Source organism: Photobacterium gaetbulicola (assembly GCF_003025515.1).
Lineage (GTDB): Bacteria > Pseudomonadota > Gammaproteobacteria > Enterobacterales > Vibrionaceae > Photobacterium > Photobacterium gaetbulicola.
Map to the genome: position 1 here is coordinate 18356 of NZ_PYME01000021.1, position 25623 is coordinate 43978.

24 protein-coding genes are annotated in these 25623 nt (G+C 55.8%); 14 read left to right on the forward strand and 10 right to left on the reverse strand.

Annotated features, from left to right (window positions below; all coding sequences use genetic code 11):
* The 3 genes from C9J03_RS17735 to hemB all read left to right on the forward strand — a co-directional run bounded on the left by C9J03_RS17735 (position 1) and on the right by hemB (position 2905).
* Positions 1-942 (forward strand): ABC transporter permease, encoded by a 942-nt coding sequence (locus tag C9J03_RS17735; RefSeq protein ID WP_044622165.1) that lies wholly within the window; start codon positions 1-3, stop codon positions 940-942.
* 63 nt (positions 943-1005) lie between these two features.
* Complete coding sequence (tatD, locus tag C9J03_RS17740; protein ID WP_044622164.1) at positions 1006-1803, forward strand: 3'-5' ssDNA/RNA exonuclease TatD; 798 nt, start codon at positions 1006-1008, stop codon at positions 1801-1803.
* A gap of 49 nt (positions 1804-1852) precedes the next feature.
* Complete coding sequence (gene hemB, locus C9J03_RS17745; RefSeq protein ID WP_044622163.1) at positions 1853-2905, forward strand: porphobilinogen synthase; 1053 nt, start codon at positions 1853-1855, stop codon at positions 2903-2905.
* 82 nt (positions 2906-2987) lie between these two features.
* On the opposite strand, the gene asnC is transcribed toward hemB, so the two are convergent.
* Positions 2988-3449: a transcriptional regulator AsnC gene (gene asnC, locus C9J03_RS17750; RefSeq protein ID WP_039467038.1), complete on the reverse strand. Its 462-nt coding sequence runs from the start codon at positions 3447-3449 to the stop codon at positions 2988-2990.
* A gap of 136 nt (positions 3450-3585) precedes the next feature.
* Here asnC and C9J03_RS17755 point away from each other — a divergent pair, with 136 nt between their 5' ends.
* From C9J03_RS17755 to C9J03_RS17765, 3 genes are all read left to right on the forward strand, one after another.
* A complete protein-coding gene (locus C9J03_RS17755; RefSeq protein ID WP_044622162.1) occupies positions 3586-6717 on the forward strand; it encodes an EAL domain-containing protein in 3132 nt (1043 codons plus the stop codon).
* A gap of 60 nt (positions 6718-6777) precedes the next feature.
* A complete protein-coding gene (locus tag C9J03_RS17760) occupies positions 6778-7548 on the forward strand; it encodes a class I SAM-dependent methyltransferase (protein ID WP_039467032.1) in 771 nt (256 codons plus the stop codon).
* Positions 7549-7629: 81 nt separating this feature from the next.
* Positions 7630-8103, forward strand: coding sequence for a hypothetical protein (locus C9J03_RS17765; protein ID WP_044622161.1), 474 nt, complete (start codon positions 7630-7632; stop codon positions 8101-8103).
* 350 nt (positions 8104-8453) lie between these two features.
* Here the strand turns inward: C9J03_RS17765 and C9J03_RS17770 are convergent, their stop codons facing one another.
* Genes C9J03_RS17770 through hemC form a run of 4 tightly spaced genes read right to left on the reverse strand, consistent with a single transcriptional unit; the run spans position 8454 to position 12535 of the window.
* Positions 8454-9641 carry a heme biosynthesis protein HemY gene (locus C9J03_RS17770; RefSeq protein WP_044622160.1) on the reverse strand — a complete coding sequence of 396 codons (1188 nt, stop codon included), beginning with the start codon at positions 9639-9641 and terminating at the stop codon, positions 8454-8456.
* Complete coding sequence (hemX, locus tag C9J03_RS17775; RefSeq protein WP_044622159.1) at positions 9638-10843, reverse strand: uroporphyrinogen-III C-methyltransferase; 1206 nt, start codon at positions 10841-10843, stop codon at positions 9638-9640. The genes C9J03_RS17770 and hemX overlap by 4 nt, the downstream gene beginning before the upstream one ends.
* Positions 10836-11603, reverse strand: a complete 768-nt coding sequence (locus C9J03_RS17780; protein WP_044622158.1) for a uroporphyrinogen-III synthase — start codon at positions 11601-11603, stop codon at positions 10836-10838. The genes hemX and C9J03_RS17780 overlap by 8 nt, the downstream gene beginning before the upstream one ends.
* The gene (hemC, locus tag C9J03_RS17785) at positions 11603-12535 is read right to left on the reverse strand and encodes a hydroxymethylbilane synthase (RefSeq protein WP_044622157.1); all 933 of its coding nucleotides are present in this window, start codon (positions 12533-12535) and stop codon (positions 11603-11605) included. The genes C9J03_RS17780 and hemC overlap by 1 nt, the downstream gene beginning before the upstream one ends.
* Before the next feature lie 410 nt (positions 12536-12945).
* On the opposite strand from hemC, the gene C9J03_RS17790 reads away from it, so the two are divergent.
* On the forward strand, positions 12946-15504 hold the full coding sequence (locus C9J03_RS17790; protein WP_044622156.1) for a class I adenylate cyclase: 2559 nt from the start codon (positions 12946-12948) through the stop codon (positions 15502-15504).
* An 80-nt stretch (positions 15505-15584) separates the two neighbouring features.
* Here C9J03_RS17790 and cyaY read toward each other — a convergent pair whose 3' ends face one another.
* Positions 15585-15896, reverse strand: a complete 312-nt coding sequence (gene cyaY, locus C9J03_RS17795; protein ID WP_044622155.1) for an iron donor protein CyaY — start codon at positions 15894-15896, stop codon at positions 15585-15587.
* A gap of 78 nt (positions 15897-15974) precedes the next feature.
* On the opposite strand from cyaY, the gene lptM reads away from it, so the two are divergent.
* From lptM to yigB, 6 genes are read left to right on the forward strand one after another with little or no spacing between them, the layout of a single operon-like run.
* Positions 15975-16094: an LPS translocon maturation chaperone LptM gene (gene lptM, locus C9J03_RS17800; RefSeq protein WP_082008649.1), complete on the forward strand. Its 120-nt coding sequence runs from the start codon at positions 15975-15977 to the stop codon at positions 16092-16094.
* Positions 16095-16120: 26 nt separating this feature from the next.
* Positions 16121-17374 (forward strand): diaminopimelate decarboxylase, encoded by a 1254-nt coding sequence (gene lysA, locus C9J03_RS17805; protein ID WP_044622154.1) that lies wholly within the window; start codon positions 16121-16123, stop codon positions 17372-17374.
* Between the two features lie 14 nt (positions 17375-17388).
* Positions 17389-18219: a diaminopimelate epimerase gene (gene dapF / locus C9J03_RS17810; protein ID WP_044622153.1), complete on the forward strand. Its 831-nt coding sequence runs from the start codon at positions 17389-17391 to the stop codon at positions 18217-18219.
* Positions 18216-18920, forward strand: coding sequence for a DUF484 family protein (locus C9J03_RS17815; RefSeq protein ID WP_044622152.1), 705 nt, complete (start codon positions 18216-18218; stop codon positions 18918-18920). The genes dapF and C9J03_RS17815 overlap by 4 nt, the downstream gene beginning before the upstream one ends.
* Positions 18917-19828, forward strand: a complete 912-nt coding sequence (gene xerC, locus C9J03_RS17820; RefSeq protein WP_039466997.1) for a tyrosine recombinase XerC — start codon at positions 18917-18919, stop codon at positions 19826-19828. The genes C9J03_RS17815 and xerC overlap by 4 nt, the downstream gene beginning before the upstream one ends.
* A gap of 28 nt (positions 19829-19856) precedes the next feature.
* Entirely contained in the window at positions 19857-20579 is a 723-nt protein-coding gene (gene yigB, locus C9J03_RS17825; RefSeq protein ID WP_044622151.1) for a 5-amino-6-(5-phospho-D-ribitylamino)uracil phosphatase YigB, read from the forward strand.
* A 183-nt stretch (positions 20580-20762) separates the two neighbouring features.
* Here yigB and C9J03_RS17830 read toward each other — a convergent pair whose 3' ends face one another.
* From C9J03_RS17830 to C9J03_RS17845, 4 genes are read right to left on the reverse strand one after another with little or no spacing between them, the layout of a single operon-like run.
* A complete protein-coding gene (locus C9J03_RS17830) occupies positions 20763-21218 on the reverse strand; it encodes a DoxX family protein (RefSeq protein ID WP_044622150.1) in 456 nt (151 codons plus the stop codon).
* Positions 21212-21988, reverse strand: coding sequence for an HvfC/BufC N-terminal domain-containing protein (locus C9J03_RS17835; RefSeq protein ID WP_044622149.1), 777 nt, complete (start codon positions 21986-21988; stop codon positions 21212-21214). Before C9J03_RS17835 ends, C9J03_RS17830 begins: the two co-directional genes overlap by 7 nt.
* Entirely contained in the window at positions 21969-22814 is an 846-nt protein-coding gene (gene bufB / locus C9J03_RS17840; RefSeq protein ID WP_039467071.1) for an MNIO family bufferin maturase, read from the reverse strand. Before bufB ends, C9J03_RS17835 begins: the two co-directional genes overlap by 20 nt.
* 24 nt (positions 22815-22838) lie before the next feature.
* Complete coding sequence (locus tag C9J03_RS17845; protein WP_039466985.1) at positions 22839-23105, reverse strand: BufA1 family periplasmic bufferin-type metallophore; 267 nt, start codon at positions 23103-23105, stop codon at positions 22839-22841.
* A 338-nt stretch (positions 23106-23443) separates the two neighbouring features.
* Here C9J03_RS17845 and uvrD point away from each other — a divergent pair, with 338 nt between their 5' ends.
* Positions 23444-25615: a DNA helicase II gene (gene uvrD, locus C9J03_RS17850; protein ID WP_044622147.1), complete on the forward strand. Its 2172-nt coding sequence runs from the start codon at positions 23444-23446 to the stop codon at positions 25613-25615.
* Positions 25616-25623: the final 8 nt, after the last annotated feature.

Here is a 25623-nt window from a genome sequence, read left to right on the forward strand (position 1 = left end):
ATGAGTAGTACCACAGTCGCTGCCCCAAGCCGTTGGGAGCGTTTCAAGCAGTCAGATTTCCTGTATTACTTCCGCAAAGACAAGGTGGCGATGGTCAGCTTTGCCGTCTTTATGGTGTTTGCGGTGTCGGCGCTGCTGGCCCCGGTGATTGCCCCGACCAACCCGTATGATCTGTCGACCATTGATATTATGGACTCAGAGCTGCCGCCTTCGTGGATGGAGGACGGCGATAGTCGTTTCCTGCTGGGCACGGATAACCAGGGCCGGGATATTTTCTCTACCATTCTGTATGGCTCGCGTCTGTCGCTGACCATTGGTTTGTTGGCGGTGGGCTTGCAGCTGGTGCTGGGTGTGGTCATTGGTTTGAGTGCCGGTTACTTTGGTGGCCGGGTTGATAGCTTCCTGATGCGTTTTGCCGATGTTCAGCTGTCATTCTCGACCATGATGGTGGCGATTATCGTTTCGGCGATTTTCCGTACCGCGCTTGGCTCTGAGCTGTTTGCCCAGTATGCGGTGGTGATGCTGGTGGTGATCATCGGTATCGCCGAGTGGCCGCAGTATGCGCGGACCGTACGGGCTTCGGTGCTGGCCGAGAAGAAGAAGGAATACGTCGAGGCAGCTAAGGTGATGGGGTTCAAATCGCCGCGGATCATGTTCCGCCATATCTTGCCGAACTGCCTGTCGCCAATCTTGGTGATCTCGACCGTGCAGGTTGCCAACGCCATCATGTCCGAGGCGGCCTTGTCTTTCCTTGGCCTGGGTTTACCGGTTGACCAGCCGTCGCTGGGCTCGTTGATCAGCATTGGCTTTAACTATATCTTCTCTGGCTCCTGGTGGATCACCGCCTTCCCGGGACTGGTACTGGTCACCTTGGTACTGGTGATCAACCTGTTGGGGGACTGGCTGCGGGATGTATTCAACCCGAAAATTTACAAAGGGTGATAGCCAAACGTATCGAGATTCATTAAGTTGTTCCCATTGCTTGTAAAATGAGTGGGGACAACGATGATTGATATCGGGGTAAACTTGACCAACAGCCGGTTTGACAAAGACCGTGAAGAGGTCGTGGCACGTGCCAAAACGGCGGGTGTCCACGGCCTGATTCTTACCGGTACCAGTATCGAAGAAAGCCAGCAGGCCCTGGCGATGGCTCGTCAGTGGCCGGGCTATACCTATAGTACAGCAGGGGTTCATCCTCATGATGCAAAGAGCGTCCAGGATTTGGCCTTGCCAGAAATCCGAGAGTTGGCCGCTCAGCCCGAAGTGGTGGCGATCGGTGAATGTGGGCTTGATTTTAACCGTGACTTTTCCCCTCGCCCGCAGCAGGAAGCGGTGTTCGAGGCCCAGCTGGCATTGGCCGCTGAGCTGAACATGCCGGTGTTCATGCATTGCCGCGATGCCCATGAGCGCTTTATGGCGATCCTCAGACCATGGCGGGATAAGCTTCCTGCGGCGGTACTGCACTGTTTCACCGGAACACGTCAGGAGCTGAGCGACTGTCTGGCGCAGGATCTGCACATCGGTATCACCGGGTGGGTCTGTGATGAGCGCCGTGGCACCGAGCTGCGTGAGATCGTCGGTGATATCCCGGATAACCGCCTGATGGTGGAAACGGATTGCCCATATCTGTTGCCGCGAGATTACCGCCCCAAGCCGAAGTCGAGCCGCAACGAGCCCAAGTTCCTCCCTCATATTGCCTCGGTTATCGCCGAGTGCCGCGGCCAGCAGCCCGAGCAGGTGATGGCCAATGCTTATGTTACCACCCAGGTATTTTTCAAAATCGGATCACCTTCTGCACAGTGAGGGTGATATGATCCCAATAAAGCGATTTAACCCATAAAAGGAGTATGCAGTGTCTGTATCTATCCAGGGCGCGTTTCCGGCTCGCCGTATGCGTCGCATGCGCAAGCATGATTTCAGCCGCCGTTTAATGGCAGAAAATCAGATTTCTGTGAATGACCTGATCTACCCGATGTTTATCCTGATGGGTAAGAACCGTCGTGAAACTGTTGATTCCATGCCGGGGATCGAACGTTTGTCTATTGATCTGATGCTTCAGGAAGCGGAATACCTGGCTACACTGGGCGTGCCGGCGATTGCCCTGTTCCCTGTGGTATCACAAGACTTCAAGTCTACTTGTGCCTCGGAAGCGTTCAATCCGGAAGGCTTGGTTCAGCGAGCCGTACGCTTGCTCAAAGAGCATGTGCCTCAGATGGGGGTGATCACCGATGTTGCCCTCGACCCGTTCACTATCCACGGTCAGGATGGCATCATCGATGAAGACGGCTACGTCATTAATGACGTCACCACCGAAGTGCTGATCAAACAGGCCTTGTCCCATGCCGAAGCCGGGGCCGATGTGGTGGCGCCGTCGGATATGATGGATGGCCGTATCGGGGCAATTCGCGAAGCGCTGGAAGAAGCGGGTTATGTCCATACCCAGATCATGGCTTACTCGGCCAAGTACGCGTCGAACTACTACGGCCCGTTCCGTGATGCGGTCGGTTCGGCGGGCAACCTTAAGGGCGGTGACAAGAAGACCTACCAGATGGATCCGGCCAACAGCGACGAAGCATTGCACGAAGTGGCGATGGACGTTAACGAAGGCGCTGACATGGTCATGGTCAAGCCGGGTATGCCATATCTGGACGTCGTTCGTCGGGTGAAGAGCGAGCTGCAGGTACCGACTTTTGCCTATCAGGTATCCGGTGAGTACGCAATGCACATGGCTGCGATCCAAAATGGGTGGCTGAAAGAGCGCGAGACCGTAATGGAATCGTTGCTGTGCTTCAAGCGTGCCGGTGCTGATGGCGTTTTGACTTACTTTGCCAAGGTTGTGGCCGAGTGGCTGGCAGAAGAGGCCGCAGCACGCCAGGACGAGCTGGACAAACTAAACGAACAATAATGTAAGTATTCACTTACTGTTAGAGCATACAGGGCCAGTGCGAAAGCACTGGCCCTTTTTTCTCGCTTTACATCGGGTTGCTCTAAGGCTTAACGTTGCGATTGATAGGGTTCTGGAGTGAGATCAGGGTCTCGGTCGACTGGACCTCGTCGATGGCCTGCAGTTTGTCGATCAGCACGTACTGCAACTCTTCGATTGATTTGCACATCAGCTTGACGAAGATGTTGTATGCCCCGGTGGTGTAGTAGGCCTCGACGACTTCGTCGAGTTCGTTGAGCTTGGTCAGTGCTGAGTGGTAGTCCCGTGCCGCATTGAGGTTGATGCCGATAAAGCAGCACACATCATAGCCGAGCAGCTTGGGGTTAATGATCACCTCGGTACCGGTGATGATTTCGGCGGCACGCATTTTTTCGACCCGGACATGGACCGTGGCCGGGCTGACATTGAATCGCTTGGCCATTTCGGCATAGGGAGTGCGGGCATCATTCATCAGGGTGTTGAGGATTTCCCGGTCGAGATCATCAATTCGAATCTGGCTGGTCATGGTAGAAGCAATCCTTGGTTTATACGTGCTTGCTCATATCTTATACTGTCGCCTCGCTATGTCGCTAAATTATATTCAAAAAATACATGCTGGCTTGCTAACGCCCCGAACCTGACAGACAGGACTCCCGATCTTTATGCGCTTGATTGCTCTTTTGTTTCTTTTCAGCTGGCTACCGCTCAAGGCATCGGCCTATGACACCTTGGTGGTCCACTCCTACCATAAGGGGATGCGTTGGACCGATGGTATCCAGGCTGGCCTGGAGTCGGTGGCCAGTGCGCAGGGGGTGTCATTGCATGTCAATTATATGGACAGCAAACGCTACCAGTCCCCGGCTTACCTCAAAGAGCTGCTGGATATTTACCGTACCAAGCTGCTGCGGGAAGAGTACCGGGCGATTGTAGTGACGGATGATAATGCTTTGTGGTTGATCAACCAGTTGTCTAATGAAGTCGGCAAGACGCCGGTCATTCTGGCGGGGATCAATGACTATCATCCCGATAAGCACAGTCGATTGAAAAATGTCATAGGCATTCTCGACCAGACCGATGCCGCCGCCAACATCAATCTGGCGCTGTCGGTACAGCCGGATCTGCAAACCATGTATGTTTTGGCTGACAAGACGGTTACCGGGCGGGTCCTGTGGAAGGGGATCAGCGATTTTCTTGCGGATAATTTTCTTAACCTTGAGGTGGTTAGGGTCCAGGAGGGGAGTTTTGACTCGGTACTGGCCGCCAGTGAGGCGCTGCCAGCTCGCTCGGCTATTTTGTTTCTGAGCTACTTCCAGGACAGCCGCGGTAATTACATGGACAGCGGTGACTTCCTTGACCGGTTGACGGCCCGTGCTTCGGCGCCGGTGTACGCCTCCTACAAATACATGCTCGAGCACGGTGTCACCGGTGGCGTAATGATCGGTGGCTATGACAAAGGGCGCCAGATCGGGGCTATGTTGGTTAAGTTGCTGGATGGCAAGATCACTCGATTCCCGACGTTTATCCGCAGCAACGGCAAAGAGATATTTGATTTTTCCGAGGTGGTCCGCTGGGGACTGGAAATTGATAACAATGAAACGCTCATCATCAACCAGCCCCAGAGCTGGTTCCACCGCTACCAGAATGAAATTCGGGTACTGACCGTCGCCCTGACTGTGATGGGCGGGGTGATAGCCTTGCTGGTGATGATGATCCGAAGGCTGCGCAAAGGCGAGCAGCGCCTGCAGCAGAGCAGGGCATTGTTTGAGGGAGTGTTTGATCAAAGCTTCCAGTTTATTGGGATTTTTGACCGGTCTGGCATGTTGGTGTCGGGTAACTTGGCGTTGCACGAATTGGTGGGGCGTGCGGTGGTGAAGTATGATCGGCCACTTTGGCGGTGGTTTTGCTGGAGCCCTGAGGCAGCCCTCAAACTGAGCCGGGCAGTCACGCAAGCACGCAGCCAGCCGGTGCGGATGGAAATTGATATCCAGAGCCACGAAGATGGCAGCCGGATGTTGGATATTGTGATCAAGCGAATGCCGGCAGATGAAAGTGGCGAGGTGCAGCTGCTGCTCGAGGCGCGCGATGTAACGGCACGTCACCAAATGGAGGAAAAGCTGCGCGAGCGCGAGGCAAGCTACCGCCTGCTTTACGAGCAGCAGCCGGTCATGTTGCTGACTGTCGATCGCCAGTCCCGTATCCAATCGGTCAATCAGTTTGCCGCCGATCTGCTGGGCTACAGCAAGCGTGATTTGCTCGGCCACAAGATTGCCAGCTTCTATGACGGCGATGAGCCTGTACCGCAATGCTATATCAGCTCGGCACTGGACAGTGCGGGCCACCGGGTATGGCGGCGCCAGCTGCGCTACTGCTGTGCCGATGGTCGCACGGTATGGATCCGTGAGACGATTCGCCAGGCACAAAATCGCCAGTTGCTGGTGGTCGGGGAAGACATTTCCTCGACCCGTGAGCTGGAAGAACAGCTCGCCTACCAGGCTTGCCATGATTACCTGACCGATCTGTACAACCGCAACCACTTCGAGCAGTCTCTTGAGAAGGCATTGGCTGAGGCTCGAGAACGCCAGGCCCAGCATGCTATGCTGTATATTGATTTGGACCAGTTCAAGATCATCAATGATACCGCCGGCCACGAAGCGGGGGATGAGGCGCTCAAGCAGGTTGCATTGATGCTTCAGGAGATCACCCCGGCGCGGGCAGTTCTGGCCCGCCTCGGCGGCGATGAATTTGCCGTGATCCTGACCGATTGCCAGTTGGCCGAAGCCGTGGCCTTTGGCCGTGAGATTTTACAGCTGCTCGAAGCGAGTGAATTTTACTGGCAGACTGCCCGTTTTAGCTTCAGCGCTTCGATTGGCCTGCGGATGATTGATGAGACGGCCGGGTCGACCCAGCAGGTCCATGCCCAGGCCGATACCGCGTGCTATGCCGCCAAGGATGAAGGCCGCAATCGGCTGCATGTCTATCATCCGGATGACGAGGAGTTGCGTCGGCGTGAGCTGGAAATGGAGTGTGTCAGCTTGCTCCGGCGGGCGCTGTCCGAGCAGCGGCTGGAACTCTACGCCCAGCCCATAGCCCCGTTGTGTTCGAGCAGCCAGGGCCACCACTATGAAATTTTGGTGCGGATCCGCAACGATGATGGCGAAATGATCTCGCCGGGCTTATTTATGCCGGCAGCCGAGCGCTACAACCTGGCCCACCGCATTGACCGCTATGTGGCCTGCGCGGTGATTGACTGGCTGGAGGCCAACCCGGGGGCGGTGGATGCCTTGGATATGTGCGCCGTCAACTTGTCAGGGCAGTCAATCGGCGATCGCGATTTTGTCCATTTTCTGCAGGATAAAATCCGCCATTCTTCCATCCCGGCGCACAAGCTGTGTTTGGAAATTACCGAAACGGCGGCGATTGGCAACATGAGCGAAGCGATCCGCTCGTTCACCCTGCTCAAGGAGCTGGGGTGTCGGATTTCGCTCGATGACTTTGGCTCGGGACTGTCATCGTTTGGATACTTGAAGAGAATGCCGGTTGATATCATCAAGATCGATGGCATGTTTGTCCGTGATATTGCCGACGATGAAGTGGATTTCGCCATGGTGAAAGCGATCAACGAGCTGGCCAAGAAGATGGGCAAACAGACGGTGGCGGAGTTTGTCGAAAACGAGGCGATCCTCGCCAAGCTCGGCGAGCTGGGGGTGGATTACGCCCAGGGCTACTTATTCGGCCGCCCCCAGCCACTTCCCCAGCTGGTGGCTGAATTGAGCCCGAGTGAAGAGGTGGTATAATCCGCGGCTGAATGCCTGTCGAGTTTGGCCGACAGGCGCTGTTTTTTCCGGAGTGTGCGTGTGCAACTAGCTTTAATTTGTGAGTCCCCTGAACGTCAACATGAACTTGATTTGCTGGCTGAACGCTGGGGCCTATCCCATGATCCAGACAGCGTGTTTGCGTTGGTACTGACGGCCGAGCGGTTGGAGCTGCGCAAGCTTGACGAGCCTAAACTGGGGGCAGTGTATGTTGACCTGGCTGGCGGTGCGGTGGCGCACCGGCGAAAGTTTGGTGGCGGCCGCGGCCAGGCGATAGCTAAAGCGGTAGGCCTCAAAGGTGGGGTCACGCCAACGGTGGTTGACGGTACCGCCGGCTTGGGACGTGATGCGTTTGTCTTGGCCTCGCTGGGGTGTAAGGTTCAGATGGTTGAGCGCCACCCAGTGGTGGCAGCGTTGCTGGATGACGGTTTATCCCGTGCCAAGGCCGATAGCGAAATTGGCGGCTGGATCAGCGAGCGGATGACCTTGCTCCATGCCTCGAGCCATAATGCCCTGGAGCTGCTGGCGGCCGATCCTGATTTCGTGGCACCTGACGTCGTCTATCTTGACCCTATGTATCCGCACAAAAAGAAGTCGGCCTTGGTGAAGAAGGAAATGCGAGTGTTTCAGACCCTGGTCGGTGCCGACCTCGATGCGGATGGCCTACTGGCACCGGCGCTGGCACTGGCTACCAAAAGGGTGGTCGTCAAGCGTCCCGACTATGCGGAGTTTTTGGCAGGGCAAAAGCCTTCAACAGCGATTGAAACCAAGAAAAACCGCTTTGATGTCTATGTAAAAGCAGCGATGAAGTAGCGTTCCTCTGAGGGCGGCGGTATATTGTAAATGAGAATAGTTACTCCGGCCGGTTGAGGCCGGATTGCCGGAGGTGAGGGAATGGCAAAGTCGTTGTGTAAATACCGCCGGGTTGAGATCGCGGATCAGTTTTCTACCATCAGTCGAATGGTCAGCACCGCTAACTACATGTGCAGTAGTTGCGCTCGGGTGGCATCTGAGAAAGGGTATCTCTGTAAGCCTAGTGCCCTGAAGCGACCGACAGACATGGCCCATGTAGTGAAGCCGAGCTTGACGTCGGTGGAGACGGCAACAGTCTCCAAGCTGCCCAAGGCCGCATCATTGCCGAGAGGAGCGGTACAGGCGGCAGCCTTGGCAACCGAGCTGGACACGCCTGCGCTTGTTGTTGCCGCTCATCCCGCTGTGGCTGCGAGCCGTAAAGAGGCCAAGAAAAATGCCAAGCAGCTTAAAAAATTGAAGAAACTGGCGAAAAAACAAAAGAAACAAATCAAGAAGGCGATGAAGGCGATACGCCGCTACCAAAAAGTGCTGGAGAAGGCACAAGCGTCGAGCTAGCCGATAAATAAACGGACATAAAAAAACCTCCTGACGGAGGTTTTTTGTTCTGGGCAATTATGATTCTTTGATCAGTACCGCTGTCATCAGGCAGGTGATCACAGAAACAATGATGCCAGAAACGATTAACCAAGGAAGCATATCCATAGTTAGGTATCCATCTGTTGAGCAACGGGAGCCCTATTGAAACCTGTTTACAAAATGCTAGCAATGGGATGGATATAGGTTGAAACGCCTGTTAACAAATAGAAACAAATATTCGCGGCAGGACACATAAACTATTGCTTTTGGGTATAAAAAAGCACCCTTGTGGGTGCTTTTTGATTGCTAGATGTTATGTTGTCTTTGTGTTAATTTTTGGCGGGCAGTGCTACTGTCAGAGCTTGGCGAGACAGCTCGGCAGCGCCTTGCTTGTCATCCAGTTGCTCCATCACTTCCACTAGGTAGCCATAGTCAGTTACATCGCTGCGTAGGGCAATCGCTTTCTCGAAATGCTCCTTGGCCTGTTCCAGCTTGCCTTCACGCATGAACAGCTGGCCCAGGGCACTGTGGGTGCTTGGGTTGCTACTGTCGTAGCGCAGCAAATCCTGCAGGCGAACGATGGCCGGGTGGTTGTCTGCCAGTTTCAGGGCTGGGACAAGGTTGATCAGCGACTCGTCATTGTTCTTCTTCAGGGCATCACGCAGCACGGTGTACGCTTCGCTGTCGGCGTTGTACTGGCTCATCAGCTTGACGAAACAGGCAATGAGATCCGGGCGAGCCTTGGTTTTGCGGCTCAGGCTGTTCCAGTGGCCCATCAGGCCTTCGCTGCCTTGCTGCTTGGCAATGTGGTGCATGATACCGCACTCTGCTTTGGCTTCGAGTTTGGCAGCTTCCTCGATATCGACGATCCCGGCTTTTTCTAGCTGAGGCAGCAGGGCCAGCAGAGGTTTCCAGTCTTCCAGCCGAATGTAGCAGTCTTTGAGCAGGGTCAGCAGCACCGGGTTGCGGCCGTGGTCGCGCTTGATATCCTGCAGGGTTGCGACAGCCTGCTCGAACTGTTGCTGGCGGAATTGGAGCTTGGCTCGGGTCAGGGCGACAGCCAGGCTCTGGCCGTCGATTTCAGAAGCTAGCTTTAGGTATTCGTCACGCTGGCTGGCATCGCCTTGGCCTTGTGCGGCTTCGGCGGCGGCCAAGTAGTTCAGCAGCGGGGCGTCGCTGTGCTTGGCTGACTTGACCACCAACTTCTCGGCCTGTTTCCAGTCGCCTTCGATGACCTTGGTGAGGCCTTCAGAAGTCTGCAGGCGGGCCTTACGGGTCTTGCGGCCCGAGAACCAGCCGCGGGTCGAGCTACCTAGCGAGAACAGGCGTTTGAGGATGTTCTCCAGCAGGAAAAAAGCTCCGAACAAGACCACCACGAGGATGATAAGGGTCGTCAGGCTCATTTCCACCGTTTGGTTAGCCGCTGAAATTAGCACATAGCCTTGGTTTCCGGCCAGCATTGGGCCGACCACGATACCGGCGATCAGGGCGGCAACCAGCAATAGCAGTTTGATCATGCCGGGTTCTCCTCTGTGCTAAGCGGTTTTACCTGCTGGCGTAGGCGTTCACTGATGGTGTCGGTGATCAGTGTCTGTGACTGCAGCTTGCTCGGATAGTCGGCTTCGATGTTTTCCTGACCGAGAGTCTCTAGCGTGCTGATGAAGCTCTGAACGGCAGGATCTTCCATATCATAGAACTGCTCCGCCCAGTCTTTGGCCATCGCCAGTGACGTGGTGTACAGCTCGCCCTGCTCGCGGTAAACCGATTTGATCGCGGTTTCCAGCTTGGACTTGATATTTTCCTGCAGGTAGAAGTCCTGCTTCGGTGTCAGCAGTGGGATCACGCTGCCGTCACGCTGGCGGTAGGTGATAAAGTGATCACTGAAGTTTTTCAGTGAGGTCATCAGGTTCTGTTTCCAGTCGTCGATAGACGCCGATACCTCGGTGGTCTCGACCGCTTCGGCCTCTGGGAGGACAGCATTGGCCAGTGGTAGCTTGCCAATTTCTTGCTGGAGGCTGGTCAGGCGCAAGACAAGGCCGTCGCGATCAACCCGGGCGACGGATTTAAGGGCCGTGATATCGGTGTGCATCGCCTGGCGGATCGGGGTGAGGCTTGGGTCGTTAAGCTCGGCGATACGGTGATCGGCGGATTCGAGCAGAATCGTGGCACTGACGGTGTCATGCTCGAGCCACAGCTTGCGGCCAGCCATCTTGACCAGGTAATCCGCTTCCGCCAGGAGCCAGTCGTTCGGACGGCGGCCTTTCATTTCAGCCAGCGCCATCTGCAAGCCGGTGATCGATTTTTCCTGTTGGTCGAGCGAGGTTTCGGTACGTTGCAGGCTGTTGTTCACTTGACTTAGTGTTTCTTGCTGGGACGTCTTGAGAGATGACTGGAGCTGAGATTGAAGTTGGGAGATTTCCTGCTGCAGGGCTGCCATTTGGCTGCTTTGGGCCAAGGTCTGCTGGTGGCCGTGGTAGTATAGGCCGGCACCTAGGGCAATGACCAAGGCGATAGCTATCGCGCCGGTTTTGCTGCCACCCTGTTTTTCGGATGGCTGACTGGCAGGAGCCGCCGCTGGCTGCTCTGCGTTAGCCTGTTTGGCAGGGGCGGGTTTTGGCGCCTGTGCTTTGGCACTGGCTCGTCCTTGTTTATTAGTATTGTTATCTGCGGATTGTTGCTTATCTGCAGGGGTTTCATTATTGGTTTTTTTATCAGTCATCCGATTTTCCCATTGTGCCTATTTTGCTTAGGGTCGTGAATAGTGGGCCGTTGGCCGCACTTCCCACATTGGAAATTAAACGAAAACCAAGCCCGAGAGCTTGATCGGCGATTCGCTGGCTTGGTACGAATAGCTGGCAGTTAAGAAACCAAGCCTTGGCGTTGTCTGGTATGAGCTTGACCAACTGGTCAAGTTGCTCACCACTGGTCACCACCAGGGTGTCAACATTGGCCTGTTGCCAACTTCGGCTCAGGACTGAGCCATCCAGCGGCAACCAGCAGCGCTGGTAGGTCTCGCAATAGGAGACCTCGGCCCCGCCTTGGCACAGGCGCTGGTAAATCAGCTCGCGCCCGCCGTTACCGCGCAGGATAAGTGCTCGCCGCCCTGCCACATCGGATAAGACCGGCAAGGCTAGCACCCCCTCACTGTCGCTGCGCTCGGACGGGGCCATAACCGCCTGCCCGGTATAGTCTTGCAGCGCGGCGGCGGTTTTTTGGCCGACCGCTATATAATGCACGTTTTTTGGCCAGCTGGCACCTACCGACATCATGTAATTGTGCGCTAGGTTGGCAGCGTGAACACTGACGACAATCAGGAAATCGCCATTTTGTAGCTGTGAGAGGGCGCAGGGTAAGTCTGGCAGTTGCTGCCCCGGCTGAATTTCCAGCAGGGGCTGGGCAATGGCACTGATCCCCGCGGCATTGAGCTGCTGGGTTAACTGATGGCATTCCGGTGCCGGGCGGGTGATCAGTATCGTCATTAGGCGTTGCCGTATAGCTCGTCGAGGATAGCCTTGGCACCCTCGCCCAGCAGCTGGTCTGCCAGCTGAACACCGAGTTGCTCGGCATCATCGCGGTGGCCACGGATTTCGCCGCGAACAATCTGGCTACCGTCGGGCTCGCCAACCAGGGCGCGCAGCCAGATTTGGTCGCCGTCCAGTACCGAGTAGCTGCCAATTGGCACCTGACAGCCTCCTTGTAGGCGGTTGTTCATTGCGCGTTCGCACAGTACTCGGGTTTCCGTGTCACGGTGGTTGAGGGCATCCAGCAGTTGGCGGACACGTTCGTCATCAAGGCGGCACTCAATGCCTACGGCACCCTGGCCGACAGCCGGCAGGCTGGTCTCCGGTGCGATGGCATCACGGATGCGATCTTCCATTTTTAGGCGCTTGAGGCCGGCACATGCCAAGATAATGGCATCATACTCGCCATCATCGAGTTTGCGCAGGCGGGTATTGACGTTGCCGCGCAGATCTTTGACGACCAGGTCTGGGCGCTGGGCACGAAGCTGGCACTGCCGGCGTAGGCTTGAGGTACCGACCACGGCACCGGCTGGTAGTTGCGCAAGGTTGTCATAATGGTTGGACACGAAGGCATCGCGTGGGTCTTCACGTTCACAGATGGTGACAAGCCCCAGTCCCTCAGGGAACTCCACCGGGACGTCTTTCATCGAGTGCACCGCGATGTCGGCACGGCCTTCGAGCATGGCGACTTCCAGCTCTTTGACAAATAGCCCCTTGCCACCCACTTTGGCTAGCGGGGTATCGAGGATCACATCGCCTTTGGTGACCATAGGTACCAGTTCGACTTGCAGGCCCGGGTGGGCTTGCTCTAGGGCTGCTTTGACAAATTCGGCTTGCCACATAGCCAATGGGCTTTTACGCGTGGCAATACGGATTGGAGTATCGGTCATAGGGTCGGATCCACATATTCAGTTGGCACTATCAGTATTGTATCTAATCCTACCATTACTCGGCTGGGATGGTAATTGATGTGTCGCGGCGAGTGCGTTGAGGCAGTATTGTCTTGATATAAACTGCAATTAATGTGATATTAGTCACATAAGCCCTCAGCGAAATGCAGATGTTTGCCCGTAAATTGGTGGATCGGCGAACTTGTACTAGTTTGAGGGAAGGTGACTACGGAAAGGTCAGCTGGCAACATTTCAGTCCATTCACAACTTGTCATAAAACGGCATTATCTTTACGGTTAATACAAAAACTGTTAGATTGATCACGTTTTTACTCCTAGGTCGAGCCATCTCAACCGCTTTAATGACAAGATTTGGGCCGCTCTCAAGCTGGTAGCTCTTGGAAGAGTAATTTGCAGAATTATATCGAAACGCTTAAAGGTAGATTGGATCAGCTCAACGAGCTAAGACTCGAGCGTGCGCGTGCCGCCATGACTCCGCAGTCAGTGCAGGTTTTTAACCTGCTGCCGGTTCTACTTCACTATAATCACCCTGCGGTGCCTGGTTATCTCGATCAGGATGTGCCGGTGGGGATTGCGTCCTTTACGGCTTCCGAGCAACAGCAACAGTTAATCGACGACTGTGGCTTAGCTTGTGCCGCCCCGATTTCTCCTCCTGCTGTTGATATCTATCCGATCCAAGGCCTCTATGCAATGGGCAGTACTGCCTCGTTGGGCCAGAGCTTGACCAGCGATCTTGATATCTGGGTCTGTATCCGCACTGATCTGCCGGCTGAAAGCCGCCAGTCTCTGGAAGCCAAGTGTGCGGTGATCTCCGAATGGGCGCTGTCCCAGGGGGTCGAGGCAAACTTCTTCCTGATCGACGAAAACCGATTCCGCGATAACTTCTCTGAGCAGATGACCGGTGAGAACTGTGGTTCGAGCCAGCATTTGTTGCTGCTTGACGAGTTCTACCGCTCGGCGGTCAACTTGGCAGGCCAGCGCCTGCTGTGGTTTATGGTGCCGCCAGAAATGGAGGAGTGTTACGATGACTACATCTGCTATCTGGAAAATGGCGGATATATCCATCGTGATGAGTGGATTGATTTCGGCGGCCTGTCGCGAATTCCAGCCGAAGAGTACTTTGGCTCCAGCTTGTGGCAGCTCTATAAAAGTATCGATTCGCCATACAAGTCAGTACTCAAAGCGATCCTGTTGGAAGCTTATTCGTGGGAATACCCGCATACCCAGCTGCTCAGCGTAGACGGTAAGCGGCGTTTTTTTGCCATAGACCGTACCGAATTCTGTATGGATGCCTATTATCTGATGCTGGAGAAGGTAACCCGTTACCTCGAGCGTATCGATGATCACCGCCGTCTGGATTTGGTTCGCCGTTGCTTCTATCTCAAGACGCATGAAAAGCTGACCCGCGAGCCAGCTTCGGGCTCGGTGCCGTGGCGCCGCAAGGTATTGCAGGAGCTTACTAGTCAATGGCAGTGGCCGCAAGAAGTGCTGCTTGAGCTTGATCGCCGCCGTGACTGGAAGGTCGAGCAGGTCAAGAGCGCGCACAATGAGCTGCTCGATGCATTGATGCTGAGCTACCGTAACCTGATCCGTTTTGCCCGCCGCAATAATATTACCTCGGCGATCAGCCCTGAGGACATCAGTATTCTGGCGCGCAAGCTTTATGCGGCTTTCGAGGTGCTGCCAGGTAAGGTGACCCTGCTCAACCCGCAGCTGTCGCCGGATTTGCACGAGCAGGATTTGAGCCTGATCCAAGTGCCAGCTGGCAGGACCAATACCGCGGGCTGGTACCTCTACAAACAATCACTGGATCCGTTCGCCATTATGGGCCGTCCTGCACTGGAGCATAACCGCTATCTTAGCAAGCTGGTGGCCTGGGCCTATTTCAACGGCTTGCTGACCGAATCAACCTGTCTGCACAGTGTGGTACGCAATTCGGCGGTGGACCTCGACAAGCTCTACCAGTTGGTCAGTGATATTCGCAACACGTTCCCGATCCGTCGTCCGCAACCAAGCTTGCAGGCGCTGTCGAGCCCGTGCGAAATTCGCCAGCTGGGTTTGTTTATCAACCTCGAGAACGACCCGACCACCCGGCTCCGCAACCGCTCGGTGAAGTTCGACTTCAAGAATACCGACATTTTTAGTTATGGCCCGGATCAGATGTGCCTGGTCGGCAGTGTTGATTTGGTATACCGCAACTCGTGGAACGAAGTGCGTACCCTGAATTTCACCGGGGACAGTGCCATGCTCGATGCGTTGAAGACGGTACTGGGTAAGATGCACCAGGATGCGTTGCCGCCGGAATCGGTGGACGTATTCTGTTACAGCAAGCACATGCGTGGCTTGATCCGTAACTTGGTATACCAACTGGTGGCCGAGTGTATCGAGATGCGCCTTAAGCCGGTTGAGCAAGAGAAGCGACGTCGCTTTAAGGCGATCCGCATTGCCCGCCAGACCCACGGCCTGTTCTTCGAGCGTCGTGGCGTCTCGGTGCAGAAGCTGGAAAACTCGGTGGATTTTTATAGCTGCATTTCGACCAACAAGCTGCTGGGCTCGGCCAACCTGGTGATGGGTAAGACCGATGAGCCGCATCCGCCGGAAATTGTCGATGCCTACGCCAGTGAAGGTCTGATCCAGTTCTTCTTCGAAGACTGCGATTCGGGCTTCAATATCTATATCCTGGATGAGTCGAACCGGATTGAGGTTTACCGTCAGTGCAGTGGCGATAAGGACGAAATGGTCCATGGGGTTAACCGTTTTTATACCTCGGCTCACGATCGTTTTAGCTATAGTGCCAACTTTATCAACTTCAACCTGCCGCAGTTCTACGACATTGTTCACAGTGAGGAAGGCGAGCCGCAGGTGCTGCCGTACAAGAGTGGTCAGCAGCCGTCGCGCCGTCCGGTAGTGACACCACAGCCGTTGATGAACGCGAATATGACGCGCTAAAGCGCGGTATACCAAGAATTAAAAACAAAGCGGAAGCCTAGGCTTCCGCTTTTTGTTTGGGCTATCTGCTGGCGCCTTGATTACCAGTCGACGGCTTCGCCGGCGTGCAGTGAGCATTCTTGCTTGACCAGGGCGATTAGCTCGTTACCGCTGCGGGTGCAGCGCCACTCGCCGTTATTGTACTTGAAGTGGTAGCCTCCGGACTTCGACGCCAGCCAGATCTCGTGTAGTGGCTCTTGGCGGTTGATCACGATTTGGCTGCGGTTTTCAAATTCTAGCGTCAGTACGTTGCCTGTGGTCTCGTATTCGATATCGGCACCGGATTCGTCGATGCCTTCTTCGATGCTCAGCAGCACTTCATCTGCCAACTTATGAAATTCTGTATCATTCATCCCCGATCGTCCTATTGCTTTTCCTAGTGTGGGTGCGATTATAGAGGGCAATGAAATGATAATCACTGGCTTTCAAAAATGCGTAAAGGTTTATTAGCAATTTTGGTGTTGGGCATACTGGCCCTCACCGGCTGTGGTCAGAGTGGGTCTCTGTACATGCCTGACAGTAGCAAGCAGCAACAGCAAAACGATCAATAAACGGTTCAGACAGGGAAGAGACTACATTGGATTACTTTAATTATCAGAAAGATGGCCAGCTATGGGCCGAAGAAATTCCACTGGCCGAATTGGCTGACCGTTTTGGCACTCCGCTCTATGTGTATTCGCGTGCGACGCTGGAACGTCATTGGCATGCCTTTGATCAGGCGGTGGCCGATCATCCCCACCTGATCTGCTATGCCGTCAAGGCCAACTCCAACATCGGTGTGCTCAATGTGCTGGCACGCTTGGGCTCGGGCTTCGATATTGTCTCGGGCGGTGAGCTGGAGCGGGTGGTGGCCGCCGGTGGCGATCCGGCCAAGGTGGTGTTCTCCGGTGTCGGCAAGACAGCGGCAGAAATGAAGCGGGCCCTGGAGCTTGGCATCAAGTGCTTCAATGTAGAATCCGAACCTGAGCTGGAGCGCCTTAACCAGGTCGCAGGCGAGCTGGGTAAGGTGGCACCGGTATCGCTACGGATCAACCCGGATGTCGATGCCCAGACCCACCCGTACATTTCGACCGGCCTGCGCGACAACAAATTCGGGATTGCTTTTGACCGGGCGCCGGAAGTATACCGCTTGGCCCACGGCTTGCCGCATCTGGAAGTCACGGGGATGGACTGCCATATCGGCTCCCAGCTGACGGCGATTGCGCCGTTTATCGATGCCACCGACCGCCTGCTAGCGCTGATTGACACCCTCAAGGCGGAAGGTATTGCCATCCACCACCTCGATGTCGGTGGCGGCCTGGGAGTGACCTATAGCGATGAGCGCCCGCCGCAGCCATCGGAATATGCCAAGGCGTTGATGGACCGCTTGACGGCGCACCGTGACTTGGAGCTGGTCTTCGAGCCGGGCCGTGCCATTGCCGCTAATGCCGGGGTGATGTTGACGCGGGTGGAATACCTCAAGCATACCGAACACAAGAACTTTGCCATTGTCGATGCGGCGATGAACGATATGATCCGCCCGACCCTCTACCAGGCGTGGCAGGATATCGTGCCGGTTGTGCCTCGCGACGGTGATAAGGTGACCTATGACTTGGTCGGCCCGATTTGCGAAACCGGTGACTTTATCGGTAAAGAGCGCCCATTGTGTCTGGAGACCGGTGACTTGCTGGCCGTCCGCTCAGCGGGGGCCTATGGTTTCGTGATGTCATCGAACTATAACACCCGTGTGCGTGCGGCGGAGATCATGGTTGATGGTACCCAGGCCCATGTGGTGCGCGAGCGTGAAGAGTTGGCGCAGCTGTGGCAGTCTGAGCATCTGCTGCCGGAATAATGAGAAGGAACAACATGCAGGTTAACTTTTCGAAAATGCATGGGCTGGGTAACGATTTCATGGTCGTTGACTGTGTGACCCAGAACGTGTTCTTCTCGCCGGATGCGATCCGGCGTCTGGCTGATCGCCACCGCGGGGTGGGGTTCGATCAGCTGCTGGTGGTGGAGCCGCCCTATGATCCTGAAACGGATTTTCACTACCGGATCTTCAATGCCGATGGCAGTGAGGTCGAGCAGTGCGGCAACGGTGCGCGCTGCTTTGCCCGTTTTGTCTGGATGAAGGGGCTGACCAACAAGTACCACATCTCGGTCAGTACCAAGGCGGGCAAGATGGTGCTCAAGCTGGAAAACGACAATCAGGTCACGGTGAACATGGGCGTGCCTGAATTCGACCCGGCCAAAATTCCTTTCCGTGCCAAGCAAAGCGAGAAAACCTATATTCTGCGGGCCGGCGACAAAACCGTGTTCTGCGGTGCCGTCAGCATGGGCAACCCGCACTGTGTCACCGTGGTGGACGATGTTGAGACGGCGGATGTCGAGACCCTGGGGCCGCTGCTGGAATCCCACGAGCGCTTTCCTGAGCGGGTCAATGCTGGCTTTATGCAGGTGATCAGCCGCAACGAGGTTAAGCTGCGGGTCTATGAACGCGGTGCCGGTGAGACCCAGGCGTGTGGCAGTGGGGCCTGTGCCGCCGTGGCGATCGGCCGGGCGCAGGGGCTGCTGGAAGACAATGTGAAGGTGTCACTGCCGGGCGGTGATTTGCAGATCCGCTGGCCTGGCGAAGGCAAGCCTTTGTATATGACAGGTGCGGCGACGCACGTGTTTGATGGACAGATTGTATTATGACCGATTTATCTCAGCTTGACGTGTCTGCGCCCGAAGAGAGCCACGTCTCGTTGAACGAGCAGGCGGTGGCGGACTTTTTGTTGGCCAACCCGGACTTCTTTGTTCGCCACCCGGAGCTGCTGAGCCGGATCCAAGTTCACCATGCCGACCGCGGGGTGGTGTCACTGGTCGATATTCAGCTGGAACGCCTGCGCAGCAATGTCGGCGAGCTGGAGGAGAAAATCACCGGCTTGGTTGGCGCGGCAACCCAAAACAGCCAGTTGTTCCATACCTTTGCCAAGGCGCAGCAGCAGCTGTTTCAGACCCACAATATCTACCAGGCGCTGTGTGTACTGGAAACACTGGCCGAGGAGCTCGGCCTTGATGTCAGTCTGCGCCTGTTTGATAGCCTGGACGATAACCTGTTTCTCGAGCGCCGCAGCTTTGATAGTTTCAGCCGCTCTCGCTTGTCATCCCGTCCGGTATATCTGGGCCGTCTGCGCAAGCATGAAGCCGAGCTCCTGTTCGCCCAGCCGCCGCAGCTGGGATCGTTTCTGGTATTGCCGCTTGGCAATGACAGGCCGTTCGGGGTATTGAGCTTTGCCAGCGTTGATGGCGGCCACTTCCAGCCAGAGATGGATACTTTGTTCGTTGAGCAACTGGCGATGATACTGACCAAGTTGATCCATCACTGGGAATATACCCGTGAGGTGATTGAATGAGCCTGCCTGCTGGCCTGGAAAAGCCGTTGCAGCGCTTCTACGAGTACTTGCGTAGTGAGCGGGAGCTTAGCCTCCATACCCAGCAAAATTACAAGCGTCAGCTGACGACGTTGGCCGAGCAGTTGGTGGCGCTCGGTGTGGATAACTGGCAGGCGGTGGATGCCGGCTGGGTGCGCCAGCTTGCCTCCAAGGGGATGCGCGATGGCCTCAAGGCCAGCAGTCTGTCGATGCGCCTGTCGGCACTGCGCAGCTTTTTTGACTATTTGGTGCAGCAAGGGGTCCTAAAGGCCAATCCGGCCAAGGGCGTGTCGGCCCCACGCAAGGCGAGGCCGTTGCCGAAGAATCTCGATGTCGATGAAATGGATCAGCTGCTCAGTGTCGATGAGGATGATCCGCTGGCGATCCGTGACCGGGCCATGATGGAGCTGATGTACGGTGCCGGCTTGCGTTTGTCGGAGTTGGTCAGCCTGGACGTCAAGGATGTCAGCCTACGCAAGGGCGACCTGCGGGTGATCGGTAAGGGGGACAAAGAGCGGGTGGTGCCGTTTGCCGGGCTGGCCCGCGAGTGGGTTGGCCACTGGCTCAAGGTGCGCGGCCAGTTGGCTGCCGCCGGCGAGCCGGGGCTGTTTGTCTCCAAGCTGGGCCAGCGTATTTCCAACCGTAATGTCCAGAAAAGGATGGCAGAGTGGGGGCAGAAGCAGGCGGTGTCGAGCCATATCAACCCGCACAAGCTGCGCCATAGTTTTGCGACCCATATGCTGGAGTCTTCGGGAGATCTGCGGGCGGTTCAGGAACTGCTGGGCCACGCCAATCTGTCGACCACCCAGATCTATACCCATTTGGACTTCCAGCACCTGGCACAGGTGTACGATGAAGCCCATCCCCGTGCCAAGCGTAATAAGCGCTGAGCAGGGGGCTTGTCGAGAGTAACCGCTGATGCAATTTTACCGTCGCTTGTCTGTCCCCAAGGCGCTGACCTTCGATCTTGACGACACCCTCTATGATAACCGCCCGGTGATCCGCCGTGCTGAGCAGGCGATGCATGATTGGTTGGCGGCCCATCACCCGCGCACGCAAGGCGTTGGGACGGCCGGCTGGCTACAGCTGAAGATGCGACTTGCCAAGCATGATCCCATGCTGCGTCATGACGTGACCCAGTGGCGCTTCGAGTTGCTCAAGATAGGTTTTATGCAGCTCGGCTATTCTTTGCCGGCAGCCGAGCAAGCGGCGACTGAGGGGGTGGCGGTGGTGCTTGAGGTCAGAAACCAGGTTGATGTCCCAGAAGAAACCCATCGGGTACTGGCCTTGCTCAAGCAACAGCTGCCATTAGTGGCGATTACCAATGGCAATGTCGATGCAGAAAAAATCGGCCTGGCGCAGTATTTCGATGGTGTCTTGATGGCAGGCCGGGATGGGCTGTCGAAACCCGAGCCGGATTTGTTTGCCCATGCGGCAGCAGGGCTCGGTTTGGCTCCGGGCGATATTCTTCATGTCGGCGATCATCTGGTGACCGATGTCGGCGGGGCTAAACGTAATGGCTTCAAGGCCTGTTGGTTCAATGACCAGCAGCGGGTGTTGAGCCGCGAGCCGCGCGCCAAGTGGTTGCCGGATGTCGAAATCAGCCAGCTTTCACAGCTGTTGGCGTTGGTGTCTGAGTGATTTTAAACGTTTGTTGCTTACGTCAGCAGGATGAAAATTTCAAAAACGCATAAAGACGTCCATGTCGCTCCAACCTGCCTTCCCTGGCAGGTAGGTTTTGAAATTTTATCCTACTGCCAAAGCTGTCATTATCTAACAAAAAAGGGCTGCAAATTATGCAGCCCCTTTTTTCTTGGTGAGGGTTTATAGCAACAGCGACTGCTTCGGCTTACTGCTTATCAAATGGTCAATAGAGATCATTCCAGCGCCCCAGAACACGTTGACCAGCATCATCATGCCCCACAGCTGGTGGTCGAAGAATCCTTTCTCCCACAATAATGGGTAGGACACCACCGCAATAATATTGAACACAAACAAAGCCAGCGCCATCGGGCGGGTAAACAGACCCAATGCCAAGAACACCGGCAGGATCAACTCGGCAGCGGTACCCGTGTAGGCGGCAATTTGCCAGGGCAGCAGTGGCACTTGATACTCATACTCGAACAGGTAGAGGGTGCTGTCCCAGCTGTTGTATTTCACCATGCCTGACTTGAAGAAGATCCAAGCCACCCAAAGCCGGGTGAACAGCAGCAGGAGTGGGATCAGTGGTTCGGTGATCCGCTGGGCCGTGGTGTCGATTTGTTTGAGAAAATTCAGCATGCGCATTCTCCCTCAGGCAGGCCGTGGATACGGGTAAAGAGTTGTTGTTGGATCAGTTCGCCGAGTATGGCCAGCATGGCTTCATCGGCTTCCCCCAGAGGTTTTCCCCGCTGGCACAGGCGCAGCAGTGCCGTGGCTGACGGGGTCGTTGCCAGCACCTGCATCCCTTGCGGGCGGTGCTGGATAATGGCCGACTCCGGCTGGGTGAGGTCAATTTGCTCAATCTGGCCCTGGGTGATCATCTGCCACAGGCTCGCCACCGGGTATGGGGCATCGAAGCTGTAGGCGGGCTCGGCCACTTCCATCACCAGTTGGGACAGATTGTCCTCGGTAATACGTGCCAGTTGCTCGAACGGAAAATCCGTGCTGACTGGAACGTGTTGGCTGGCGCGGTCGACCAGCCATTCGAGGCGGGCCAGATCGGCCAGATAGGGGGCGGCTTCGACCAAAGTCGGTTGGCTGTTGATGGTGTTGCTGAACCCGTCGCCGTAGTCAGTGACATTGCCTTCGCCCAGCGGTTGGTTGAGGACATGTTGACGAGCGAGCTGGGCAAAGCATTCCTCCCCCACCACGGCCTGGCAGCACGGGTAGGTGGCAGCCAGCACCTCTGATAGGCTGATAATAAAATTATTTCGGTAGACCTGGATCAGTTGCTCCGGGCCGAATGTACTCTCTGTGATTTTCTCGCTGGCCGAGCTCGGCCGGTAATGCAGGGCTTCGGCGAACTCCTGCTGCAGCTGGTGGAGGCTGTCAGGCTGCGGAGATCCCATCACTGGCCTCCTGGGCAATAATTTGTTGCGCTTTATCCGCTTCCCCAAGTAGCACACCAAGCTCTGGGATATCGAGATCCCACTCGATCAGCGTTGGCACCCCGCCCAGCGCAGTGAAATGTTGGCGTACCCACTGGCGGTAGAGTTGCCACACCGGCTCGCTGACGGGTTTGCTGTGGGTATCTATCCAGATCTCCCCTTGCTCGAATTGCTTGACGGTAAAGCCGGCTAGGTGAATTTCCTTGACGGTTCGCGGGTCAATGGCATCGAGGTAGGTCTGGCAGTCAAAACCGTGGTTGAAGCTGCTGACATAAATGTTGTTGAGATCAAACAGTAAACCACAGCCCGTGCGTTGCTGAACTGCCCGCAGGAATTCCCATTCCGGGATGGTTGAATGGTTGAAGCTCAGGTAGCTTGAAGGATTCTCCACCAGTAACTGGCGTCCGAGGAAATCCTGTACCAGTTCGACCTTGTGGCAGAAATGGGCGAGAGCCTCTTCGGTATAAGGGAGCGGGAGCAGATCATTGAAGTACTGGCCGTCGACTGAACTCCAACTCAGGTGATCGGAGACCGCTATCGGGTTTATTTCCTCTACCAGTTGCTTGAGCTGGCTAAGGTGCTGTTTGTCCAACGCGTCGGCGGATCCGAGGGACATCCCGATCCCGTGGCAGCTGATGGGGTAGTGGCTGGCGGCAGCCCGGAGCTGCTGGCGGGCGGGTGAGTTGACTGTGAAGTAATTCTCGCTGTGGATTTCCAGCCAGCCGATATCAGGCTGCTCAGAAAGAATTTGATGGATGTGGGGGGAGCGAAGCCCCACCCCTACCATCTTGTCACCAGACAACCTGCTCAATTACTTGGCCTCTTTTGAGCTACCGACCAGGCGATCACACAGGCCTTTGGGCACCATCACGAAAGCATCTTTCTGACCATCGGTTTTCGAGGTACCGGCGCAAGAGCTGGTCTTGGTCGCACAATCATTCTTGCCTGCTTTCACCACGCCGTAGCACTTTTCCTTTTCCTCGGCAGCGACTGCGGTTGTGGTGGTCAGGGTGGTACCGGCGAGGGCAATCAGGCCTGTTACTGCGGTGGCGAGTGCAATGTTGGTGGTCTTTTTCATGTTCATTCCTCTTAAATACGCTGACTGTTGCAGGAAAATGCAACGTTTTCTTTTTGGGTTAACTGGCACCTCTTGGTGCTCTCGGTAGATAAGAAAGGGCGAGTCGGGAATAACTTTCACGTTCCCTTATGTTTTTTAACTTCTCGGTAACTTTGCGTAATTCCAAGCATAGAACAAAAAAATCCGGCAATAGGTTGATTAAGTGAATTTCTATCGTCCGTTATTGAAGGGCGGTCACCTCTGGGCGATGGGTGATTGGCGAGCAGGGAGGTTTCTCGCATCACGGGGGAGTTTGTGGTTATAATCATCACCATTGTATAAATAACCAGTAGAGAGCGATGGACGTTTCACTTCTGTTAGATGGCCTGAATGACAAGCAACGCGAGGCGGTGGCAGCACCGTTGGGTAACCACCTGGTTTTGGCCGGCGCCGGGAGTGGCAAGACCCGGGTTCTGGTCCATCGCATAGCTTGGTTGATGACGATAGAGCAGGCCTCGCCGTACTCCATCATGTCGGTGACCTTTACCAATAAGGCTGCTGCTGAGATGCGTGGCCGGATCAATGAGCTGATGCACGGCTCGTCAGCCGGGATGTGGAATGGTACCTTCCACGGCCTGTGCCACCGTATGTTGCGTGCCCACTACCTTGATGCTGGTCTGCCGGAAGACTTCAATATCCTCGACTCCGAAGATCAGATGCGCCTACTGCGCCGCTTGATCAAAGCCCAGAATCTGGACGAAAAGCAGTGGCCCGCGCGCCAGGCGGCGTGGTATATCAATGCCAAGAAAGACGAGGGGCTGCGCCCGCAGCATATCGATTCGTTCAATGATCCGGTTGAGCAGACCTGGCTGCGTCTCTATAGCGCCTACCAGGAAGCCTGCGATCGTGCCGGGTTGGTCGATTTTGCCGAGCTGCTGCTGCGCTCGTTCGAACTGCTGCAGCGTAGCAAGCATATCCGCGAGCACTACCAGGCCCGTTTCAAACACATCCTGGTGGACGAGTTCCAGGATACCAACAACATCCAGTTTGCCTGGCTGCGCCTGATGGCTGGCCCGGACTGTAACGTCATGATCGTGGGTGATGACGACCAGTCTATCTACGGCTGGCGTGGTGCCAAGGTGGAAAATATCCAGCGCTTCTTGAATGACTTCAAGGGCGCGAGCTCGATTTTCCTTGAGCAGAATTACCGGTCAACCGGCAATATCCTAAAAGCAGCCAACGGTCTGATCGCTAACAATAATGAGCGGATGGGCAAAAACCTGTGGACCGAGGGGGCCGAAGGAGAGCTGATCTCGATCTACTCGGCCTTCAACGAGCTGGACGAAGCCCGCTTTGTGGTCGGCAAGATCAAAGAACTGCGTGATCAGGGCGGGGCGCTGAGTGAAGCGGCTCTGCTATACCGCAGTAATGCCCAGTCGCGAGTGCTGGAAGAAGCCTTGATCCAGGCCGGGATGCCATACCGCATCTATGGCGGCATGCGCTTCTTCGAGCGTCAGGAAATCAAGGATGCCCTGTCCTACTTGCGCCTGATCGCTAACCGCAACGATGATGCTTCGTTCGAGCGGGTCGTTAATACCCCGACTCGCGGCTTGGGTGATCGCACCCTGGAAACCATTCGCATGGCAGCCCGCGACCGCGGCGCGACTATGTGGCAGGCCAGTGTTGCCCTGCTGGAAGAGAAAGTGCTGGCTGGCCGCGCGGCCAACTCGCTGCGCCGTTTTATCGAGCTGGTCAATGCACTGGAAGACGATACCCGCGAGCTGCCGTTATACCAGCAGACCGATGAGGTGATCCGTAATTCCGGCCTGCGCGCCATGTACGAGCAGGAGAAAGGCGAGAAGGCCCAGGCCCGTATTGAAAACTTGGAGGAGCTGGTAACAGCCACTCGCCAGTTCGAGATCCCGGAAGAAGCCGAGGAGATGAGCCCGCTATCAGCCTTCCTGTCCCATGCGGCGCTGGAAGCCGGTGAAGGCCAGGCCGATGACTTCGAGGATGCGGTTCAGCTGATGACTATGCACAGTGCCAAGGGCTTGGAGTTCCCAGTGGTGTTCATGGTCGGTGTTGAAGAAGGCATGTTCCCGAGCTCGCGTACCACGGAGGAAGTGGGCCGTTTGGAGGAGGAGCGTCGTCTGTGCTATGTGGGCATGACTCGTGCGATGCAGAAGCTCTATATCTCCTATGCGGAAATGCGCCGCCTCTATGGTAAGGATAACTTCCACAAGCCGTCGCGCTTCATTCGCGAGATCCCGGAAGAGTTTATCGAAGAAGTGCGGATGAAGGCCAAGGTTTCCCGCCCGGCCAGCAGCGGCCGCTTCAGCCAGAGCCAGGTCAACGAGAACTTCAACCAGACCGGTTATAGCCTCGGCCAGCGGGTTCAGCATCCGAAATTCGGTGAAGGGACCATCATAAACTTCGAGGGCAGCGGTGCCCAGAGCCGGGTCCAGGTGGCCTTCAACGGCGAGGGGATCAAATGGCTGGTTACCCAGTATGCCAAGCTTGAACCGATGTAATCACCGGT

Coding starts and splice junctions, on each gene's coding strand:
- C9J03_RS17735 (WP_044622165.1), top strand. CDS start 1: ATGAGTAGTACCACAGTCGCTGCCCCAAGCCGTTGGGAGCGTTTCAAG.
- tatD (WP_044622164.1), top strand. CDS start 1,006: ATGATTGATATCGGGGTAAACTTGACCAACAGCCGGTTTGACAAAGAC.
- asnC (WP_039467038.1), bottom strand. CDS start 3,449: ATGACCAGCCAGATTCGAATTGATGATCTCGACCGGGAAATCCTCAAC.
- C9J03_RS17755 (WP_044622162.1), top strand. CDS start 3,586: ATGCGCTTGATTGCTCTTTTGTTTCTTTTCAGCTGGCTACCGCTCAAG.
- C9J03_RS17765 (WP_044622161.1), top strand. CDS start 7,630: ATGGCAAAGTCGTTGTGTAAATACCGCCGGGTTGAGATCGCGGATCAG.
- C9J03_RS17770 (WP_044622160.1), bottom strand. CDS start 9,641: ATGATCAAACTGCTATTGCTGGTTGCCGCCCTGATCGCCGGTATCGTG.
- hemX (WP_044622159.1), bottom strand. CDS start 10,843: ATGACTGATAAAAAAACCAATAATGAAACCCCTGCAGATAAGCAACAA.
- C9J03_RS17780 (WP_044622158.1), bottom strand. CDS start 11,603: ATGACGATACTGATCACCCGCCCGGCACCGGAATGCCATCAGTTAACC.
- hemC (WP_044622157.1), bottom strand. CDS start 12,535: ATGACCGATACTCCAATCCGTATTGCCACGCGTAAAAGCCCATTGGCT.
- cyaY (WP_044622155.1), bottom strand. CDS start 15,896: ATGAATGATACAGAATTTCATAAGTTGGCAGATGAAGTGCTGCTGAGC.
- lptM (WP_082008649.1), top strand. CDS start 15,975: ATGCGTAAAGGTTTATTAGCAATTTTGGTGTTGGGCATACTGGCCCTC.
- dapF (WP_044622153.1), top strand. CDS start 17,389: ATGCAGGTTAACTTTTCGAAAATGCATGGGCTGGGTAACGATTTCATG.
- C9J03_RS17815 (WP_044622152.1), top strand. CDS start 18,216: ATGACCGATTTATCTCAGCTTGACGTGTCTGCGCCCGAAGAGAGCCAC.
- xerC (WP_039466997.1), top strand. CDS start 18,917: ATGAGCCTGCCTGCTGGCCTGGAAAAGCCGTTGCAGCGCTTCTACGAG.
- yigB (WP_044622151.1), top strand. CDS start 19,857: ATGCAATTTTACCGTCGCTTGTCTGTCCCCAAGGCGCTGACCTTCGAT.
- C9J03_RS17830 (WP_044622150.1), bottom strand. CDS start 21,218: ATGCTGAATTTTCTCAAACAAATCGACACCACGGCCCAGCGGATCACC.
- C9J03_RS17835 (WP_044622149.1), bottom strand. CDS start 21,988: ATGGGATCTCCGCAGCCTGACAGCCTCCACCAGCTGCAGCAGGAGTTC.
- bufB (WP_039467071.1), bottom strand. CDS start 22,814: ATGGTAGGGGTGGGGCTTCGCTCCCCCCACATCCATCAAATTCTTTCT.
- C9J03_RS17845 (WP_039466985.1), bottom strand. CDS start 23,105: ATGAAAAAGACCACCAACATTGCACTCGCCACCGCAGTAACAGGCCTG.
- uvrD (WP_044622147.1), top strand. CDS start 23,444: ATGGACGTTTCACTTCTGTTAGATGGCCTGAATGACAAGCAACGCGAG.